Genomic DNA, 19,097 nt, shown 5'->3' with positions numbered 1-19,097 from the left:
CGTCAGCGCGTCCGTTCCACCAGCCGCTCCTGCTGTTCGCGGATGCGATCAAGCTGGCCCTTGGCGCTGCGCGTATCCACCGTCACCACCACCGACATGCCCGGCACCAGCAGGCGGCGCGCCTCCGGAGTCGCCTCCAGTGCGATCCGCACCGGCACGCGCTGCACGATCTTGGTGAAATTGCCCGTCGCGTTCTGCGGCGGCAGCAACGAGAATTGCGATCCCGTCCCCGGCGACACGCTCGCCACCCGCCCGCGCAGCTCGGTGCCGTCCAGCGCATCGACGGCGATCGTCGCGGGCTGCCCGGGCCGCATCAGCGCAAGCTGCGTTTCCTTGAAATTGGCGGTGACGTAGATTTGGCTGAGCGGCACCACCGACATCAGCCGCGTGCCGGCGCTCGCGAACTGCCCCACCGTTACCGTCCTGTCGCCGATCCGCCCCGCTACCGGCGCGTGCAGGATCGTCGCGCCGACATCGACATTCGCGGCGGCAAGCTGCGCCTCGGCCCCCTGCCGCTGCGCGCGGGCTTGGCCGATCTGCGATTCAAGCGTGCCGATCTGCCGCTGCTGCGCGGCGAGCGCCGCCGCCTGTGCGCGGACGTTGGCGGCGGACTGATCGGCGGTGGCGCGAAGCTGGGCGAGCTGCTGCTTGCTCTCCGCGCCGGATGCGGCGAGCGGGGTGAAGCGCCGCACCTCCGCCGCGTCATAAGCCGCCTTGGCCTGCGCGGCGGCCAGCTGCGCCCGCGCCTGTTCGATCGCGGCCCGTTGCTGGCGGATCTGCGCCCGGCTGCTGTCGGCGCTCGCCTCCGCCTGCGCGATCTGCGCCCGCGCCTGCCCGGCCTGCGCCCGATACGATCGCGGGTCGACGCGCACCAGCGGCTGCCCGGCGCCGACATCCTGATTGTCGCGCACCAGCACTTCGGCGACGTAGCCGCTCACCTTGGGTGCGATGGTGACGAGATCGGCGCGAATATAGGCATCATTCGTCTCCTGCATGAACTTGCCGGTCGCTTGATAGCGCATGAACCAGAAAGCGCCGCCGCCCAGCACCGCCGCCGCCAGCACCAGCAGGATCAGCCTGGCGCGGCCGCTGAGCTTGCGCTTCGGCTTCGTCTCGTCATCCGGCCCGTGCCGATCGTCGCTCATCCGCTTTTCGCCCGTGGCTGCTGGTGAGGAACCCTTAACCGGACGCCATGTCCGGATGCAACGTTGTTCACGATCGCAGGGGCGAGTTGTTCCAGCGCCGCTACGGGACGTGCGACCTTTCGGGCCGCCGCCGCGTTCCCCACCAGACGCCCAAACGCATGCAGGTCCCCGTGGTTCGATCGATACGGCACATCTTCCTTCTTCTCCTGTTCACCACTCTTTCCGTGCCGCCGGCGTTCGCGCAGGAGGCGTCGAACACCGCCGCGCCGGTCGTGCCCGCCGATCCGTTCGGTCGCGAGACGCCACGTTCCGCCGTCACCGGCCTGATCGAAGCGCTGGCCAAGCGTGATTATGATCGCGCCGCCAATTACTTCGACCTGCCGGTGCAGGGGGATCGCCAAGTACTAGGCGGCGCATCCGAACTTGCCCGCCGACTTCAGGTGCTGCTGGACAGCGGCGGGTCGCTGATCCCGTTTCAGGGGCTGGCGAACGACGCGGGCGGGCGGATCGACGACGATCTGCCGCTCGACCGCGAACTGATCGGCGATCTGGGGATCGGAGAGGGCGACGCGCCGATCCTGCTGACCCACGGCGATCTCGATGGCCGCCCGGTCTGGCGCATCTCGCACGACACGATCCGACGGTTGATGGCGGCGCCCGCCACCGTCGTCGCGGCGGCGCCGGCCGGCGAGGCGACGGGCGTCAACGTCGGCGGTGCGCCGGTGGAGGATTGGGCGCTGCTGATCGGCATCGCCGCGCTCAGCTTCGTCGTGCTTCGGCTGCTGGCCACCGGCGTGCTGGCGCTGATGCGGCGGAGCATCATTGATGCCGACGCCAATGGGTTTTACCGCTTCTTCCACGCCGCGCTGCCGCCGCTCAGCCTCTTCATTTCCGTGATCGCCTTCTACGGCTGGGCGGAAAAGCTGGAGGTGGCGATCGTCGCGCGCCAGACCTTGCTGCGCTACGCCGGCGGCGTAGCGGCAGTGGCGCTGGTGTGGTTCGGCCTGCGCCTCGTCGATGCCATCGCCGACGTGGCGATCGCGCGCATGCACCGCCGCTCGCGCCGCCAGGCGGTGTCGGTGGTCAGCCTGCTGCGCCGGGCGGCCAAGATCCTGCTGCTGGTGTTCAGCGTCGTCGCGGTGCTCGACACGTTCGGCATCGACGTGACGACCGGCATCGCGGCACTCGGTATCGGCGGTATCGCACTAGCGCTGGGTGCGCAGAAGACGGTGGAGAATCTGGTCGGCAGCGTCACCGTGATTGCCGATCGCCCGATCCAGGTGGGCGATTTCTGCCGCGTCGGCGATGTCGTCGGCACGGTGGAGGATGTCGGCATCCGCTCCACCCGGATTCGCACCAACGACCGCACCGTCGTCACCATCCCCAATGGCGATTTCTCGTCGCGCCAGATCGAGAATTTCGCCAAGCGCGACCGCTTCCTGTTCGCCCCCGTGATCGGCATCGAATATAACAACAGCGCAGACAAGGTGCGCGAAGCAGTGGCGATCATCGAGGAAGTCCTCGTCGGCCACGACAAGGTGCTGCAGGACGGTCCGCGCGCTCGCTTCACCAACTTTGGCGAGAACTCGCTCGATATCGAAGTCTTCTCCTATATCGACGTCAGCGATTTCGGGGAGAGCACCGTGATCCGCCAGGAATTGCTGCTGTCGATCTACGAACGTCTGAGCGCGGCAGGCATCGGCATCGCCTTCCCTACCCGCACTATATTCCTTGCACCGCCACCCACCCCGCCTATCGCCGCGCCCGCCGGAGACAATGAATGATCGCTCTTTCTAAACGGGCCGGGCCGGACACGATCAAGGCCGCGGACGTCTTCACGACGCTCCCGATCGAACTGAAGCCGGACCCGTCGCGCACGGTGATCCGCCCGTTCGGGTTCGCTTATCCCGAGGGGTTGGACGAGGGGCGGCCGGCGCGCATGAAGCAGGTGGCCGATCGCCTGCTCGCGCTCGACAAGCCGATGCGCGAGCGGATCCGCGGACTGCTCAAGCGGCCGATGGACGAGCGGCACCGCGATGCCGACGCGACGTTCCTGCGCCGTTATGCGGAGGTTGCGCCCGATCTCGGCTTGGCCGAAACGCTCGACGAGACCGACCGGCTGCTGATCGGCGCCTATCTCAGCCAGGAATATGCGTTTGAATCGGCGGCACTTTTCAATCCCAGCATCATCCGCCTGCCCGATGCCGAGCCAGACGATGGCAAGATGCCCTTCCTCCTGTCGCTGCGCGGCATTGGTGAGGGGCATATCTCCTCCGTCACCTTCCGCACCGGTAGTTGGGACGGCGACGCCGGCGTGGTGATCGATCCGGCGAGCAACAACGGCATTCCGCCACGCCTCGGCGGCGAGGTGAACGGGTGGGTGCAACTGCTATGCGACGATAGCGCTGATCCTTCAGAAACCGTGCTTTTTCCGGTACTTCCCAGCCAGCGGTCCGGCATTGAGGATCTGCGCCTCGTCACCTTCACCGACGATGACGGCGCGAAGAGCGTGATCGGCACCTATACGGCGTTCGACGGCAGGATGGCGCGTGCCGAGCTGCTGCGGGGCATCGACATGCGGCAGGTGGAGATGCGGGCGCTTGAGGGGCGCATGGCCGCGTACAAGGGGATGGCGCTGTTCCCCCGCCGGATCGATGGTCAGTTCGTGATGCTAGGGCGGCAGGATAACGAGAATATCTGGCTGCTGCGATCCGACGATTTGCACGTCTGGGAGACCGGCGAGCGGATCATGGGGCCGAAATTTCCGTGGGAGTTCGTACAGATGGGCAATTGCGGATCGCCCATCGAGATCGACGAGGGATGGCTGGTATTTACCCATGGGGTGGGGTTGGTGCGGGGATATTGCGTCGGCGCGGCGCTGCTCGACAAGGCAGATCCGTCCAAGGTGCTGGCGCGCACGCCGTCGCCTTTGCTGTTCCCCAGCGCGGAGCAGCGTGGCGGATATGTGCCCAATGTTACCTATAGTTGCGGGGCGCTGTTGCACGGGCGCCGCATTCTGCTGCCCTATGCGATCGGGGACGAGTATAGCGCGTTCGCCGTCGGCAGCGTGGACAATCTGTTGTCCGTAATGGTGCCGGCGTAGCGATCTGGCGGGCGTATCTGGATAGTTTCCGGCGTCTTTCGGGGTCAATTGGAACTGCGTAGCGGGCCAGTTGAGCCGCGGGGAACGAGCTGCGCTTTCACTTCAACAGGCGCGATGTTCGTTTCGCCGTTCGCATCGGCGATCAGCAGGCCCACCGCGCGGGAGGTCACCTCGGCGATCGGCTGCGACACGGCGGTGAGCGGGGGATGATGGAAGCGGACAACGGGGGTATCGTCGAAGCTGACCACCGATATGTCGCCAGGCACGTCGCGCCCGCGGCGGCGGACCTCGGCAACGGCGGCGAGCGCCATCTGATCGTTGCTGGCGACGATCGCGGTGGCGCCCGCGTCGAGCAGCTGCGCGGCGGCGGCGGTACCCGAGGCGTAGCTGAAATCGCCGGCGGTGAGCAGATCGTCGATGCCGAGGCCGACCGCCTCCATGGCCCAGCGCCAGCCCTCGATACGCCACGCGCTCAGCTCATAATCGTCGGGGCCGGCGATGAAGCCGATACGGCGATGGCCCATGCCGGCCAGATGCATAGTGGCGTCGCGGGACGCCACCTCATCACCCATCGTCAGGCGAAAGCCGCCGCCAGGCTTGAGCGAGCCGATCCGGGCGAAGGCGATGCCGGCGCGTTCCAGCAAGCCGGTGATCAGCGGGTTGTGCGAGTGCGGCGGCGTGAGGATCACGCCGTCGGGCTGAAGCGCGGCGAGTGCGGCGGAGAGTTCCCGCTCGATATGGTCGCTGTGCGTATCGACCAGCTCGAAGATCATGCGATAGCCGTGCTCTGCACAGGTCAGCATGCCGCCGAGCAGCATCTGGTCGATCCAGTCGGAGCCCTCGCGCTTGCGCCAATCGGCAATGGTGCGTTCGCGATCGTTGAGTGCGAGGATCAGATAGGAGCGCGAGCCGCCCATCCGCTGCGCCGCGATCGAGGGGACGTAGCCGAGCTTGGCAATCGAGGCCTGCACCCGCTCCATCATCTCGGGGCGGACATTGGGTTCCTTGTTGATGACTCGGCTGACCGTCTGGAGCGAGACGCCCGCATCCGCCGCGACATGCTTGATGGTGACCGACTGCCTTCGACGCGCCATGTGCCTCAGGCCGCCTGCGAGCGGGCGTTGGCGCACAGCTGCGCGACGTAATCGGCGTGCGGCGGCAGGCCGGCGACGGTGCGCGACACCTGATCGTGCAGCGTGCCGAGCAGCCGCGCCAGTTCCTCATCGGTGAGCTTGTCGGCGAGCGGGTGCCACGTTTTGGGCTCGATCCCCTGCCCCAGCAGCACCTGCATCCAGCTATGCTCAGCGAACAATTCCTCGTTGCGGCGGAAGACGCGCGCGGTGTCGCGAAACAGCTCGATCTTCTGTTTCAGGCTGTCGGGGACCGGCATCGCCGCGCACTGACGCCAGAAGGCGGTGTCGCGGCGATCGGTGACCTTATAGTGCAGGATCAGGAAATCGCGGACCTGCACCATATCGGCGTGCTGCTGATCGTTGAATTCCGCCACGTCCCGCGGGCTGATCGGGCCGGCGGCGGGGAGCATGCGCAGGAAGCGGAGCACGGCGCGCTGGATCAGGTGGATGCTGGTCGATTCGAGCGGCTCCATGAAGCCGCCCGACAGGCCGACTGCGATGCAGTTGCGATGCCATTGGCGGCGCCGCACGCCGGTGGTGAAGCGCAGGTGATTGGGCTCGGTCAGCACCTCGCCCTCGACGTTGGCGAGCAGGCGGTCCAGCGCCTCGTCGCGGCCGAGATAGCGGCTGCACCAGACATAGCCGTTGCCGACGCGGTGCTGGAGCGGGATGCGCCATTGCCAGCCCGCGTCATGGGCGATCGCGCGCGTGTAAGGCACGGCGGGGCCGATGCTGGCGGTTTGCAGCGCAATGGCGGAATCGCACGGCAGCCAATGCGTCCAATCGTCGAAGCCGGCGTGGAGCGCGCCCTCGATCAGCAATGCGCGGAAGCCGGTGCAATCGAGGAACAGATCGCCGTCTACCCGGCGGCCGCCGTCCAACATCAAAGCGGCGATGTCGCCGGTTTCGCCGTCGAGCTCGACCGAAGCGATCTTGCCCTCGACACGCGTCGTGCCGTCGCGTTCGGCCATGGCCCGCAGGAATTTGGCATAAAGCCCGGAATCGAGCTGATAGGCGTAGTTGAGGCGATCGTCGGGCAAATGCGCGAACTTGCCCGCGAGCGCTGCCTGATGCTCGAGTGAATAATCGCCGAACGGCGCGTGATGCCCCCGGGCGCGGCCGGCGAGCCAGTAATGCTGGAAACCGGCGGCCCAGTGATCCTTGCCGGTGAGACCAAAGGCGTGGAGATAGCGATCATCGCCGTCGCGCCAGTCGTCGAAGACGATGCCGAGTTTAAAGGTGGCGTTGGTCGCCGCCATGAACTCCGCCTCGTTGATGCCGAGCAGGCGGTTGAAGCCGACGATCGGGGGAATGGTGCTTTCGCCGACGCCGATCGTACCGATCGCCTCCGATTCCACCAGCGTCACCGTCGCAGCGCGACCGAGCGTGCGGGCGATCGCCGCCGCCGCCATCCAGCCAGCGGTGCCGCCGCCGGCGACCACGATCCGACGCGGCGTCACTTGCTGAGCTGCCGCAGGAGGAAGCCGCGCAGCCGCCCGGCGCTGTCGGCGGTCAGCGGACCGAGCACGCTTTGTGCGCCCTCGGGAATATGCGCGCGCGGCAGTTCGGGATCGCCGAACACATAATAATCGAACATGTCGCGCCAGTAGGCGCGCTCATCGGCGGGAAGTTCGCGGATCGACATAATCGCATGGTTGAGCGCGTCCTGCGGCTGTCCCAGCCAGCGCGGCGTATCGCGCCACCAGTAATTGACCAGCACGTTGAAGGGCGCGAGCCCCTCGACATGGTGCCACCAGAGCGACGGCAGGTAGATGGCGTCGCCCGGCTCCAGTTCTACCATCTGCGCATGCGCCAGCGCCTCTCCGAAGCGGGGATGCTGCTGGAAATCGGGATCGTGGAAATCGACCATGCTGACGGCGCGGCCAGCGGGGGTGTTGTCGATCGGGCCAAGGTAGAGATTGCGGAACTGTTCGCGCGGAAACACCGTGAAGCGGCGGCGGCCGACCGCGCAGCAGGCGAGGTTCTGCGGAAAATCGTTATGTGCGGCAATGCGCGTGCGGGTGCCGATCCAGATGCTTTTCAGCAGATCGCGGTCGCCGAGATCGACGTGGTTCTCGTCGGCCAGACCGGTGAAGAAGCCGTCCATGTCGATCGAGGCGAGATACACCGGTGGGGCATCGGGCTGGTTCTCGATCGAGGCGATATGGCCGAAGATGTCGGGCAATTTGCCGCGGCCGACGCGGAAGTTCATCGCCATGGCATCGTCGTAGAACAAGCGGCCGTTGCTGCCGGCCTCGCCGACCGAGACGGTGAAGGCGACGTCCTTGCGCTTCGCCGCGAGGTAATCGCGCGCGGCCTGCGCCGATTTGAGGCCGGCTTGGACTAGCGGCCAATCAAGCACCAAGCCGCGGACGACGAAGGGCGTGTCGGCGGCGCGGATCGCGGCGTCGAGCGTGGTGGCGTCGGCGATTGTGCGCTCAGGGACCGGGGCCATGGCGGCGAAGATACTCGACATCGGCGAATCTCCCTCCGTCATGCCGGGCCTGTCCCGGCATCCACGGTGCCGCACACTCTCAAGCCACTAGGTTTGCGGAACAGCGGACCCCGGCACGGGGCCGGGGTGACGAAGCTGTTGCGGAGACGGAGCGACTGTAGCCGAGGTCTCGCGAAGATGCCGGTGGCCTCAGCCATGGCCGATCCGCTTGTTCTTTCGCGCGACGAGATCGCGGATGTTGCCGAGCGAGGCGAGCGCCATGAAGATCGGCATGAGATGGCCGTCGCCGTGCAGCTCCCCCAGCGCGACGCCGTCGAGCGTGCGCAGGCGATCCTCGTCGATGACGTGGAAGCCGACGAGGCGATGGGTCGACCCGTCGTTCAGCGTGACTTCGAGCGTCAGCGGTTCGAGCAGATCGTGGCGGCGCAGCGCGGCGAAGAAATCGGCCGATTCCGCAAAGCCCGCGTCGAGCTGCCCAAGCTTTTCGGCGATCGATTCCAGATAGGGGGTCGGCGTGCCTTCGGGTTCGAACAGGCGCATTCCCTCGGCCGCGCCGGCGATGCGGGGGCTGGCGAGATCGAGGTGGACCTGGCGATTGCCGCCGGCATCCGCGCCGCCGATCAGGAACGGCTGAATGTCATGCGCGAGCGGGAGATAATCGGCGTCCCAGCGCGCGCCATCGAGGAACAGGTTCTCGCCGGTTTCGAAGCCGAACATGGCATAAGCGGTGAAAGCGTCGCGGGTCGCATCGAGGCGGAACAGGATCGGATAATGCCGCTGCACGTCGCGGAATTCGCGCGGCATGGCGATCGCCGTCATCACCGCATCGCCAAGATCGGGGCTGCGATCGGTGCGAAGGCGAAGATCGCGGTGCGCGTCGACGGTGAGCAGGACGTGATTGGGGTTCATGCGACAATTCCGTGCGGCCGTTCGGCGCGAAGCGCGTCGAGATAGGCGCGATTGGTGGGCAGGCTGGCAGCGAGCGCCCGCGCGCGCTGGGTGATCTGGCGGATCGAGGTGGCGGCGGCATCGTGCCCGTCGATGCGCACCGGGCCGGGCGGCGGCGGGGCCATGCCCATGCCGTAGAGGACATATTGGTAGCTGGCGGCGGGGAAGATCTCGTTCACGGCAGCGAAATCCTGCGCGCTGGGCGGCTGGTGGCGCCAGATGGCGAGCAGCTCGGCGAGGCGATCGGGGATCGACGCGGGAGCGCGGTTGGCGCGCCAATAGGGCTGATCGCGTTCGCTCAAGACATAATGCAGCTTGAGGAAATCGACGATGCGATCCCAGCGGTAGCGGAACAGATCGTTGTAGCGGCGGGCGTGTGCCGCCATGCTGGCGCGGGTGGCGGGGAAATTGTCGAGCAGCGCGTCGAGCCCGAGCTCGATCGTGACGATCGCCGACGCCTCTAGCGGTTCGAGGAAACCGGCGGAGAGGCCGAGCGCGAGGCAGTTGCGCTCCCAGAAACGCGCGCGGTGGCCGGAGCGGAAAGCGAGGCGGCGCGGGGCGAGCGCTTCGAGATCGGCACCCGGCGCGGTGCGCGCGAGATAGGCGCGCAGCGAGGCGGCGGCCTCGTCATCGCTGAGGAAGGCGGAGGCATAGACACAGCCGACCCCGCGGCGGGTGGGCAGGCCGATGTCCCAGATCCAGCCGGCGTCGTGCGCGGTGGCATTGGTGGTGGCGCCGATCGCGCTGTCGGGCGCGACCGGCACCTGCACCGCGAGCGCGCGATCGTTGAACAATTCGTGGCCGCGATCGATGAAGGGCACGTCGAACGCGCCGCCGATCAGCAAGGCGGCATGGCCGGTGCAGTCGATGAACAGGTCGCCCGCGATTGCGCCGTGATCGCGGCAGCGGACGGCGGCTATGTCGCCATTCTCGCAGCGATCCACGCCCACGACATGGTCGCGGACATGGGCCACGCCGAGGCGGCGGGTGGCGTGGCGCTGGAGCAGCGCGGCGAGCTTCACCGCATCGAGATGATAAGCGTAGTTCAGCGCGCCGGCGTAATCGGGCATGGCGCGCTGGCGCGGGGCGAGATCGAGCGCGCAGGCGCGCGCCTGCGGCGTGACGGCGGCCGCGAAACGGGGTTCGTCGCTTGCGGCCCAGGCGGCGACAAGGCCGCGCGCATCGGCGTCGATCGGCGCGGTGAAGGGATGGAGGTAGCTGTCGTCGGGCGCGCCAGTGCGCCAGCCGTCGAAGCGCGAGCCCTGTTTGAACGAGGCATCGCAGGCCGCGAGGAATTCGGCCTCGGGAATGCCGATGCGTGACAGGGTGCGGCGGATGGTGGGCCAGGTCCCCTCGCCCACGCCGATCGTCGGCACGTCCGGCGATTCGACCAATGTGACGGAAAGCGGCGCGGGCGCGGCGGGATCGGCGCGCGCCGCGATGGTGGCGGCCGCGAGCCAGCCGGCGGTGCCGCCGCCGACGATCACGATGCTGGCGACTTGTCTCTCCACGGTCGCGTCCATGTAATCCGGCTTGTTGTGCCGTTCGTTCACCATAAGGGCCGCCCCTCCATCGCGGAAGGGCGGCCCTCCATGGCTGGCAAGCGTCAGAAGTTGAAGCGGACGCCGGCCGTGTAGCGGGCGAAGCCCGGCTGCGAGAAGGTGACCATCTCGTTCGAGCGACGATGGCCGCGGCGCGACGAACCGGTGAGGTTGATGCCCTCGCCGAATACCGTCAGGCCGGGGATGAGCTCGTAGCTGATGCTCGCGTCGAACTGGCCGTAGGATTCGACATAGGTCGGGTCGAAGCCGTTGTTCGAATTCAGGAACGACGCGCGCCAGTTATACGCACCGCGTGCCTGGAAGCCGAACTTGTCGAAGAACAACACCGCGTTGGCGCTGTCGCTCAGGCCGACCAGCGCGAACTGGCTGACCGAGGGATCAAGCGCGTTGTTGAACTGCGCGTCGCCGTTGACGATCGTGTAGTTCAGGATCGTGCCGAAGCCCGTGTCCCAGAAGCGGTGCTGGAGCGCGAATTCCCAGCCGTTGATGTTGGCGGTCTGATCGCTGTTGAACGGCTGGTTGACCTGGAAGTTGAACAGATCGTCCTCGGGCAGGCCGAAGATGTTGCCGTTCAGATAGGTCACCCCGCCCGCTTCGGTGACGCCCGTCACCTGCGACGATGCCGGGAAGTTGCGCAGGATATAGTCGCGGATGCGAACGGCATCGGTGGTGCCGCCAAGCGCCGCCTGCGCCGCACGATAGCGCGGGCCCGAACCCGGGTTGCGCAGCTCGAACGCCGACTGATTGATCTGCGTCGTCGCGATGAAGTTCTGGACGTCCTTGTTGAAGTAACCGACCGAAATGTAGCTTTCCGGCTGGTAATACCATTCGGCCGACAGATCGATGTTCTTCGACTTGAACGGGATCAGGTTCGGATTGCCGTTGGTGCCGGTGCCGCCGCCGATGCGCGGGTTGGAGGCGAGCTCCAGACCGCCCTGGAGGCTGCCGTAGTCCGCACGAGTGATCGTGTGGCTGTAGGACGCGCGCAGCTTGACGTTGCGGATCGGCTCCATGTCGAAGTCGATCGACGGCAGCCAGTTCTGGTAGCTGCCCTTGGACACCAGGAACGAACGCTCCGGCGCATAGCTCAGCGCGAATTCGTTCGCCGCGGTCCAGCGCGTGCCGGTCGGCACCTGCACCAGCGCGCGCGAGCTGACGGTGGTCTGGTCGTAACGGACGCCGGCGATGATGTGCGCTGGGCCTTCCAGCAGGTCGAACTTGGTGTTGACCTGAAGGTAGGGCGAAATGGTCTTTTCGCGGATGCGACGATCGGTGGTGAAGTCGGCAAGGCAGGTGCCAGCCTGCGACGTGCCGATCTGCGGGTTGCTGCAGATGTTGTACTGGCCACGCAGCAGCTCGGCCATTTGTTCAAAGTTGAAGCCGAGGATCTGCTGCGGCACGGCCGCATTGCCGGCGCCCTGCACCCCCTGGAACTTGTCCGGCAGGCTGATCAGCTTCCAGAAATCGTCGGGCACCGCAGCCGCGCCGAAGCTGGCGCCGCGCGGATCGATGCCGCCCCAGGTCTCGTTCTGGATGAAACCGTATGCGGAGCGCACCTGGTTATCGACATAGGAGAAGCCGAAATCGATGCTGTCGAGGAACGCGCCATCGTGCTCGTACCGGCCCTTGATCTGGAACTGGTTGATCTCGTCACGGAAATAGGCGTTGCGGAACGAATTGCCGGTCGGCGTCGCCAGCGACGCGTTGAGCGGATCGATCCCGGGCTGCATCGAATAAGAGATGATCGGCAGATCATTCTCGAAGTTGATCGTCTGGCGCGCGACGCCGAACACGGCGCTGCCGATGTTGGTGCTGGTGCCGTAGTCGTTGGTCGGCTTCGATTCCGCGGTGGAGTGATGCGCGTCGAACGACACGGTCACGCCGCCGGGTGCCTCCCAGTTGAGGTTGAAGCCGAGCGACTTGTTCTCGGTGACGTTGGCGCTGAGCGCGGCGCTGTACGAAAGGTCCTTACCCGGCGCGAAGGCTTCGCTGTAGAACACCGGGCCGGCGATGGGGCCGTCGGTCCATTCGCTCGACACGTCGCCGAAGTTGAACCAGACGCCGACGCTGTTGTTGCGGACTTCGACCTTGTTGCGCGAATAGGTGAAATCGGCGGTCGCGGTCAGCGTGTCGGTCGGTTTGACCTGGATCACCGCCTGGCCGTTGATGCGTTCACGATCGATGTCGCGAACATTGTACGACGCTTCCTGCGGGATCTCGTAAACGTCATTGCCGGTCGGGCGGTTGGCCTGCTGCGCATTGTTCGGCAGCACGCCCCAGCCGTCGCCCGAACCCAGGAACCCGTCGCGGAAGCCGACGAACGCCTCGTTCGCGCTCGCCTTGCGGCGCTGATAAATGCCGTTGACCATGATGCCGACGCGATCGTCGGCGAAGGTGGTCGAGAAGATGCCCGACACTTCCGGCAGGATCTGGTTCTTGCCGTTCTGCGACGAGTCCAGCACGCCCTTGGCGGCGATGCTGCCGCGCATGCCGGGCTTGTCGAGCGGGCGCGGGGTGCGGATGTTGATCGACGAACCGATGCCGCCCGACGGCACGGACGCGCGGCCGGTTTTGTACACCTCGACTGCCGAAATGCCTTCTGACGCAAGGTTGGCGAAGTCGAACGAGCGCGAGGCCGGTGCGCTGGCGCCGTCGCCCAGCGACGACGTCGGCATCTGACGGCCGTTCAGCGTGACGAGGTTATATTCCGGGCCGAAGCCGCGAACGGTGACGAACGAGCCTTCGCCGTTCGAACGATCGATCGACACGCCGGTGATGCGCTGGAGCGACTCGGCGAGGTTGGTATCCGGGAACTTGCCGATATCCTCGGCCGAGATCGCATCAACGACGCCCTGTGCGTCACGCTTGATGTCGATCGTCGCGCGCAGCGAGGCGCGGATGCCGGTGACGACGATATCGTCCTCGCCCTCGGTCGGGTTCTGCGGGAGCGATTCGGTCTCGGACGGACCGGGATTGCCCACCGTCGCGGCGGCATCCTGCGCCCAGGCCATGCCCGGCGCCGTGGCGAGCGCCACCACCGATGCACCGATCACGAATCGCGAAAGCGAGCGAGCCGCAAAGCTCCCCATCAGAAATCCTCCCCTGTACCCTGTGTACGTCGAACGCCCCCGCAAAATGCGGGTTGAGAACGTTCACTTCTACCCGGTTTGAAAAGCTGTCAAGCGCCTGTCACAATGCTTGTGAACGTTCCCAAAATGTGTTGTGGGGAAGCCACAAGTTGAAGGTCCGGTACGTCGCTCCGCCGTCACCCCGGACTTGATCCGGGGTCCCGCTTCTTCGCGACGATGAAGAAGGCACCGGGACCCCAGGTCAAGCCCGGGGTGACGGCTGGGCGGGCAGTTCGGGATCGATGATCCGGTGTCGCCCGGCGGCACCAGGGAAAAGGGGAAGTTGATGCTCAGGAACAAGCTCGCGCTGCTCGGCGCTACCGCCTTGGCGCTGACTGTCGCGCAGCCGCTCGTCGCGCAGAATGCACCCGCGCAAGACGGCCGCGCGCGCGCCGAATCGATCGTCGCCCGCATGACGCTCGACGAGAAGATCGCGCTGGTCCACGCGCTGTTCCCGCCGATGGCGGCAGGCAAGACCACCAACGAGCTGATCCCTTCCGCCGGGCATATCGACGGCATTGCGCGGCTGGGCGTGCCGCTGGTGCGCGAAAGTGATGCGTCGCTCGGCGTCGCCAATCAGGTGGAGCAGCGCAAGGGCGATGTCGCCACCGCCCTTCCCTCTGCGCTGGCCACCGCATCGACCTTCTCGCCCGAGATCGCCCGCGCTGGTGGCGTGATGATCGGTTCGGAAGCGCGCGCCAAGCGGTTCAACGTCCTGCTCGCCGGCGGCGTGAACCTGACGCGCGATCCGTGGAACGGGCGCAATTTCGAATATATGGGTGAAGATCCGCTCGTGTCGGGCCTGCTCGGCGGCGCGCATATCGCGGGCGTGCAATCGAACAAGATCGTTTCCACGGTGAAGCATTTCGCGCTCAATGCGCAGGAGACGGGACGGATGATCCTCGACGCGCGGATCGACGAGGCGCCGCTGCGCATGAGCGACCTGCTCGCGTTCCAGATCGCGATCGAGCAGGGCAAGCCCGCATCTGTCATGTGCGCCTATAACAAGGTGAATGGCGACTGGGCGTGTGAGAATGATTTCCTGCTCAACAAGGTATTGAAACAGGATTGGGGTTATCGCGGCTGGGTGATGAGCGATTGGGGCGGCGTGCATTCCACCGCCAAGGCGGCGAATGCGGGACTCGACCAGCAGTCCGGCCAGGAGTTGGACCGCGCTATCTATTTCGGCGCACCGCTCAAAGCCGCGGTCGAGAAAGGCGAGGTCTCGGTCAAGCGGCTGGATGACATGGTCGTGCGCTATCTGACCGGGCTGATCGAGAGCGGCGCTTATGATGCGCCCATGCCGGCCAAAGCGCAGACGCCGCCTTACGCGCGCAATGCGGAGGTGGCGCAGCGTGCGGCCGAGGCGGGCATCGTGCTGCTCAAGAACGAGCGCAACGTCCTGCCGATCGCCAAGACGGCGAAGAAGATCGTCGTGATCGGCGGCGCAGCGGATCTCGGCGTCCTCTCGGGCGGCGGATCGAGCCAGGTGCGATCGGTCGGCGGGGCGCCGATCGAGATCGCGCTGTCCGAAAGCGCGCCCTCGTCATTCGTGCGGGTGACCTATCATGCCTCCTCGCCGCTCGCCGCGCTGAAGAAGGCGCTGCCGGGCGCTGAGATCACCTTCCTCGATGGGCGCAATTACAACGCCAATCTCGAAGCCGCCAAGGCGGCCGACCTCGCCATCGTGTTCGCGACGCAATGGACGACTGAGGCGGAGGACGTGCCCAACATCAAGCTGCCCGACAATCAGGACGCACTGATCGCCGCAGTTGCAGGCGCGCAGCCAAATACGGTGGCGGTGCTGGAGACGGGCGGCCCGGTACTGATGCCGTGGATCGACAAGGTGCCGGCGGTGATCGAGGCCTGGTATCCCGGCCAGCGCGGCGGCGAGGCGATCGCGGCGATCCTGACCGGGGCGGTGAACCCGTCGGGCCGCCTGCCAATCACCTTCCCCGCGAATGCGGCTCAGCCACCGCGGCCCAAGCCGGTCGGGCTCGACCTGTTCGATGCGGCGGAACTGGCGGCAGCGGCGAACTCGGCGGCCAATCCGAGCGCGACGCCCAAAAGCTATCCGGTGACGTATCATGAGGGCGCCGACGTCGGCTATCGCTGGTACGAGAAGAAGGGGATGAAGCCCTTGTTCCCGTTCGGCCACGGGCTGAGCTACACCAATTTCGCCTATCGTAACCCGGTGGTGACCGGCGGCGACCAGCTGAGCGTGACGGTGGAGGTGGTCAACACCGGCAAGCGCGCGGGCGCGGACGTGCCGCAGATGTATGTCGCGCGTGACGGCAGTGGCGCGCCGATGCGGCTGGCGGGGTTCCAGCGGGTAGAGCTGAAGCCGGGCGAGTCGCGGCGGGTGACGCTGACCGCGGAGCCGCGCGTGGTGGCGGATTACGACACCAAGCTGCCGGGATGGCGGATCGCTGGCGGCACCTACCGCGTGGCGATCGGGCGCGACGCGACGGATCGCAGCTTGATGCTGACGACGACGCTGAACGAGACGACGATGAAGCCGTAAAGTCTCACTCTCCCCGCTGGCGGGGAGAGGGTCGGGAGAGGGGCAGTCAGAAGCGTTGCGCCCTGACACTGCCCCTCTCCCGACCTCGCCTTCGGCTCGGCCACCCTCTCCCCGCAAGCGGGGAGAGGGAGATTACCTCACGCCGCCGGCATGCGGTGCATCGCACAGAGCTTGTTGCCGTCGGGATCGCGGAGGTAGGCGAGATACAGGTCCCCGAAATCGGCCGAGCGCACGCCCGGTGCATCCTCGATGGCGGTGCCGCCATTCTCGACGCCGGCCTGGTGCCAGGCATTGGCCTGTTCCGGGCCGTCCATCGCAAAGCCGATCGTGCCGCCATTGGCATGCGTCGCCGGCTCGCCGTCGATCGGCTTGGTGACGAGGAACAGCCCGCCATTGTGCATGTAGATCAGACGGCCGCGCTCGTCCTGCATCGCAGGCTTGCCGCCGACCGAGGCGAACAGGGCGTCGTAGAATTTCTTCGAACGGCCGATGTCGTTCGAACCCACCATCATGTGGCTGTACATTGGTCCTCTCCCCTAGGTGCTGCCGGATCGTGCCCCGACGGGGGAGGATTAGCCACAAATGGGGCGATGGGGGAAGCCGGGATTGGGGCCGGACAGCCGCCACAAGTCACCCGTCACCCCGGACTCGATCCGGGGTCCCGCTTTGTTGTCGGCGGGAGGGAAGAAGAAGCGGGACTCCGGCTCAAGGCCGGGGTGACGAAAGGGGGTGACGCGTAGGCTACGCGCCAAGCCGCCCTACACTGCCCCTCTCCCCGCACGCGGGGAGAGGGAGAGGGGCGTGGCTCAATAGACCACGACGCTGCGGATGCTCTCGCCGGCGTGCATCAGGTCGAAGCCCCTGTTGATCTCGTCCAGCGTCAGGCGATGCGTGATCATGGGATCGATCTCGATCTTGCCGTTCATGTACCAGTCGACAATCTTGGGCACGTCGGTGCGGCCCTTGGCGCCGCCGAACGCGGTGCCGCGCCAGTTGCGCCCCGTGACGAGTTGGAACGGGCGCGTCGCGATTTCCTTGCCGGCCTCCGCCACGCCGATGATGATGCTGGTGCCCCAGCCGCGGTGGCAGGCCTCCAGCGCGGTGCGCATCACTTCGGTATTGCCGGTGGCGTCGAAGCTATAGTCGGCGCCGCCGTCGGTGAGTTCGAGCACCTTGGCGACGGTTTCCTCGCGGCTCAGCCCCTTCGAGTTGAGGAAGTGCGTCATGCCGAAGCGGCGGCCCCATTCCTCGCGATCGGGGTTGATGTCGACGCCAATGATCCGCGCGGCGCCGGCGAGCTTGGCGCCCTGGATGACGTTGAGGCCGATGCCGCCCAGCCCGAAGACGACGATATTCTCGCCAACCTGCACCTTGGCAGTGTTGACCACCGCGCCGACGCCCGTCGTCACGCCGCAGCCGATGTAGCAGCTCGTGTCGAACGGCGCGTCGGTGCGGATCTTCGCCACCGCGATCTCGGGCAGGACGGTGAAGTTCGAGAAGGTGGAGCAGCCCATGTAATGGAAGATGGGCTGTCCCTTGTAGCTGAAGCGCGTGGTGCCGTCGGGCATCAGGCCCTTACCCTGGGTGGCGCGTATCGCGGTGCACAGGTTGGTCTTGCCTGACAGGCACGACTTACACTGGCGGCATTCGGGGGTGTACAGCGGGATCACGTGGTCGCCCGGCACGACGCTGGTGACGCCCTGCCCCACTTCGCGCACGATGCCCGCGCCTTCATGACCGAGCACGCTGGGGAACAGGCCCTCGCTGTCGAGGCCGTCAAGCGTATAGGCGTCGGTGTGGCAGATGCCCGTTGCCATGATCTCGACCAGCACTTCGCCGGCCTTCGGCCCTTCGAGGTCGAGCTCGACGATCTCGAGCGGCTTCTTCGCCTCGAATGCGACGGCGGCACGGGTCTTCATGGGGGGAGCTCCTTGATTACAGGCGCGCTTCTAAACTCTGCCTGGGCATTTTCCACCCACCCTCCCGTTCGTCCCGAGCGAAGTCGAGGGACGGTGCCGCGGGAAAAGGTGTCTCGACGATGCTCGGCACGAACGGAGGGGTGAGTTCAGACCAGCGCTGCGCGCACGATCGCGCGGGTACCGCGGTGGGCGGGGTCGTATTCCACCGTGGTCTGGAGGCTTTGCGCCATGGCGCGGATCAGCTTGGTGCCGACGCCCGTGCCGCCGGGTGCGATCTCGCCCGTCATGCCGATGCCGTCATCCTCCACCGCGAGCATGAACACGTCGTCGCCCTCCCGGTGCAAGCCCACGCGCACTTCGCCGCTGCCGGCGGGATAGGCATATTTGCAGGCGTTGCTGACCAATTCGGTGACGATGACGCCTAGCGATACCGCGCGGTCCGTCGGCAGACGAATCGGATCGGCCGCGAGGCGTAGCGCGCGGGGGCGCTCAACGGTGGACCAGGTTTCGGCAAGCTCGTCCACCAGCGTGCCGAGGTACTCACGCATGTCGACCTGCTCGACATCGCCGCCGGTGTAGAGACGCCGGTGAACCTGCGCGATGGCGCTGATCCGCCGCTGCGTATCGTCGAGCGCGTTTCGCGCCGCGGGATCGGCCACCGCGCCGGCCTGAAGCCGCACCATCGCCGAGACGAGCTGGAGCGAGTTGGCGACCCGGTGGTTCACTTCCGCCAGCAACGCTTCGAGCCGGGCATTGGAGACGCGCAGCGATTCCTCGGCCGTCGTCTTTTGCTTTTCCAGCCGGGCGCGAGCGACCACCGCGCGGAACGAGGCGTCGAGCAGGTCGAAGAAATCATCGCCGACCGATTTCACCACATAATCGGACGCACCGGCCCGCAACGCCGCCACCGCCACGCGCTGCTCCTCGGAACCGGTGACGTACACCACGCTGGGTGGATCGGGCAGTTCGCGCAGCCGGGCCAGCGTTTCCAGACCGTCGATGCCCGGCATGTAATGATCAACCGCGACGAGATTGAAACGCTGCTCCGCGGCGATGCGCACGCCGAGCTCGCCTCCATCCGCGGTGGTGACGTCCCACCCACGGCGGGCGAGCGCGCGCGAGGCCAGGCGGCGGATGCCCTCATCATCGTCGATGTAGAGGATGCGGTCCATCAGGCCGC

General features: G+C 66.5%; 13 protein-coding genes. 3 read left to right on the top strand and 10 right to left on the bottom strand.

The genetic code is table 11. From position 1 onward, the window contains the following. Nucleotides 1–2: 2 nt before the first annotated feature. Nucleotides 3–1,145, bottom strand: coding sequence for an HlyD family secretion protein (locus SPHI_RS08180; protein ID WP_076744433.1), 1,143 nt, complete (start codon nucleotides 1,143–1,145; stop codon nucleotides 3–5). Nucleotides 1,146–1,315: 170 nt separating this feature from the next. Here SPHI_RS08180 and SPHI_RS08175 point away from each other — a divergent pair, with 170 nt between their 5' ends. Together SPHI_RS08175 and SPHI_RS08170 are read left to right on the top strand one after the other, a co-directional pair. Continuing rightward, on the top strand, nucleotides 1,316–2,929 hold the full coding sequence (locus SPHI_RS08175; protein ID WP_233130791.1) for a mechanosensitive ion channel family protein: 1,614 nt from the start codon (nucleotides 1,316–1,318) through the stop codon (nucleotides 2,927–2,929). 32 nt (nucleotides 2,930–2,961) lie between these two features. Then, complete coding sequence (locus tag SPHI_RS08170) at nucleotides 2,962–4,248, top strand: glycoside hydrolase family 130 protein (RefSeq protein ID WP_083719905.1); 1,287 nt, start codon at nucleotides 2,962–2,964, stop codon at nucleotides 4,246–4,248. A gap of 44 nt (nucleotides 4,249–4,292) precedes the next feature. Here SPHI_RS08170 and SPHI_RS08165 read toward each other — a convergent pair whose 3' ends face one another. From SPHI_RS08165 to SPHI_RS08140, 6 genes are all read right to left on the bottom strand, one after another. After that, a complete protein-coding gene (locus tag SPHI_RS08165; protein ID WP_076744561.1) occupies nucleotides 4,293–5,342 on the bottom strand; it encodes a LacI family DNA-binding transcriptional regulator in 1,050 nt (349 codons plus the stop codon). Between the two features lie 5 nt (nucleotides 5,343–5,347). Next, nucleotides 5,348–6,841: a tryptophan halogenase family protein gene (locus SPHI_RS08160; protein WP_076744429.1), complete on the bottom strand. Its 1,494-nt coding sequence runs from the start codon at nucleotides 6,839–6,841 to the stop codon at nucleotides 5,348–5,350. Next, on the bottom strand, nucleotides 6,838–7,878 hold the full coding sequence (locus tag SPHI_RS08155) for a cupin-like domain-containing protein (protein WP_076744428.1): 1,041 nt from the start codon (nucleotides 7,876–7,878) through the stop codon (nucleotides 6,838–6,840). The genes SPHI_RS08160 and SPHI_RS08155 overlap by 4 nt, the downstream gene beginning before the upstream one ends. Before the next feature lie 147 nt (nucleotides 7,879–8,025). After that, a complete protein-coding gene (locus SPHI_RS08150; protein WP_076744427.1) occupies nucleotides 8,026–8,745 on the bottom strand; it encodes a SapC family protein in 720 nt (239 codons plus the stop codon). Next, nucleotides 8,742–10,340, bottom strand: coding sequence for a tryptophan halogenase family protein (locus tag SPHI_RS08145; RefSeq protein WP_408640482.1), 1,599 nt, complete (start codon nucleotides 10,338–10,340; stop codon nucleotides 8,742–8,744). Before SPHI_RS08145 ends, SPHI_RS08150 begins: the two co-directional genes overlap by 4 nt. A 50-nt stretch (nucleotides 10,341–10,390) precedes the next feature. Beyond that, complete coding sequence (locus SPHI_RS08140) at nucleotides 10,391–13,435, bottom strand: TonB-dependent receptor (protein ID WP_076744425.1); 3,045 nt, start codon at nucleotides 13,433–13,435, stop codon at nucleotides 10,391–10,393. Between the two features lie 325 nt (nucleotides 13,436–13,760). On the opposite strand from SPHI_RS08140, the gene SPHI_RS08135 reads away from it, so the two are divergent. After that, on the top strand, nucleotides 13,761–15,998 hold the full coding sequence (locus tag SPHI_RS08135) for a beta-glucosidase (protein WP_076744424.1): 2,238 nt from the start codon (nucleotides 13,761–13,763) through the stop codon (nucleotides 15,996–15,998). 137 nt (nucleotides 15,999–16,135) lie between these two features. Here the strand turns inward: SPHI_RS08135 and SPHI_RS08130 are convergent, their stop codons facing one another. From SPHI_RS08130 to SPHI_RS08120, 3 genes are all read right to left on the bottom strand, one after another. Continuing rightward, the gene (locus SPHI_RS08130; protein ID WP_076744423.1) at nucleotides 16,136–16,522 is read right to left on the bottom strand and encodes a VOC family protein; all 387 of its coding nucleotides are present in this window, start codon (nucleotides 16,520–16,522) and stop codon (nucleotides 16,136–16,138) included. A 282-nt stretch (nucleotides 16,523–16,804) separates the two neighbouring features. Further along, nucleotides 16,805–17,917: an S-(hydroxymethyl)glutathione dehydrogenase/class III alcohol dehydrogenase gene (locus SPHI_RS08125; protein WP_076744422.1), complete on the bottom strand. Its 1,113-nt coding sequence runs from the start codon at nucleotides 17,915–17,917 to the stop codon at nucleotides 16,805–16,807. Between the two features lie 146 nt (nucleotides 17,918–18,063). Further along, on the bottom strand, nucleotides 18,064–19,089 hold the full coding sequence (locus SPHI_RS08120; RefSeq protein ID WP_076744421.1) for a sensor histidine kinase: 1,026 nt from the start codon (nucleotides 19,087–19,089) through the stop codon (nucleotides 18,064–18,066). Between the last annotated feature and the right edge of the window lie 8 nt (nucleotides 19,090–19,097).

The organism is Sphingomonas jeddahensis (assembly GCF_001981525.1).
GTDB classification, from domain to species: Bacteria; Pseudomonadota; Alphaproteobacteria; order Sphingomonadales; family Sphingomonadaceae; genus Sphingomonas; species Sphingomonas jeddahensis.
This window is presented reverse-complemented; position numbering and strand designations above follow the sequence as displayed.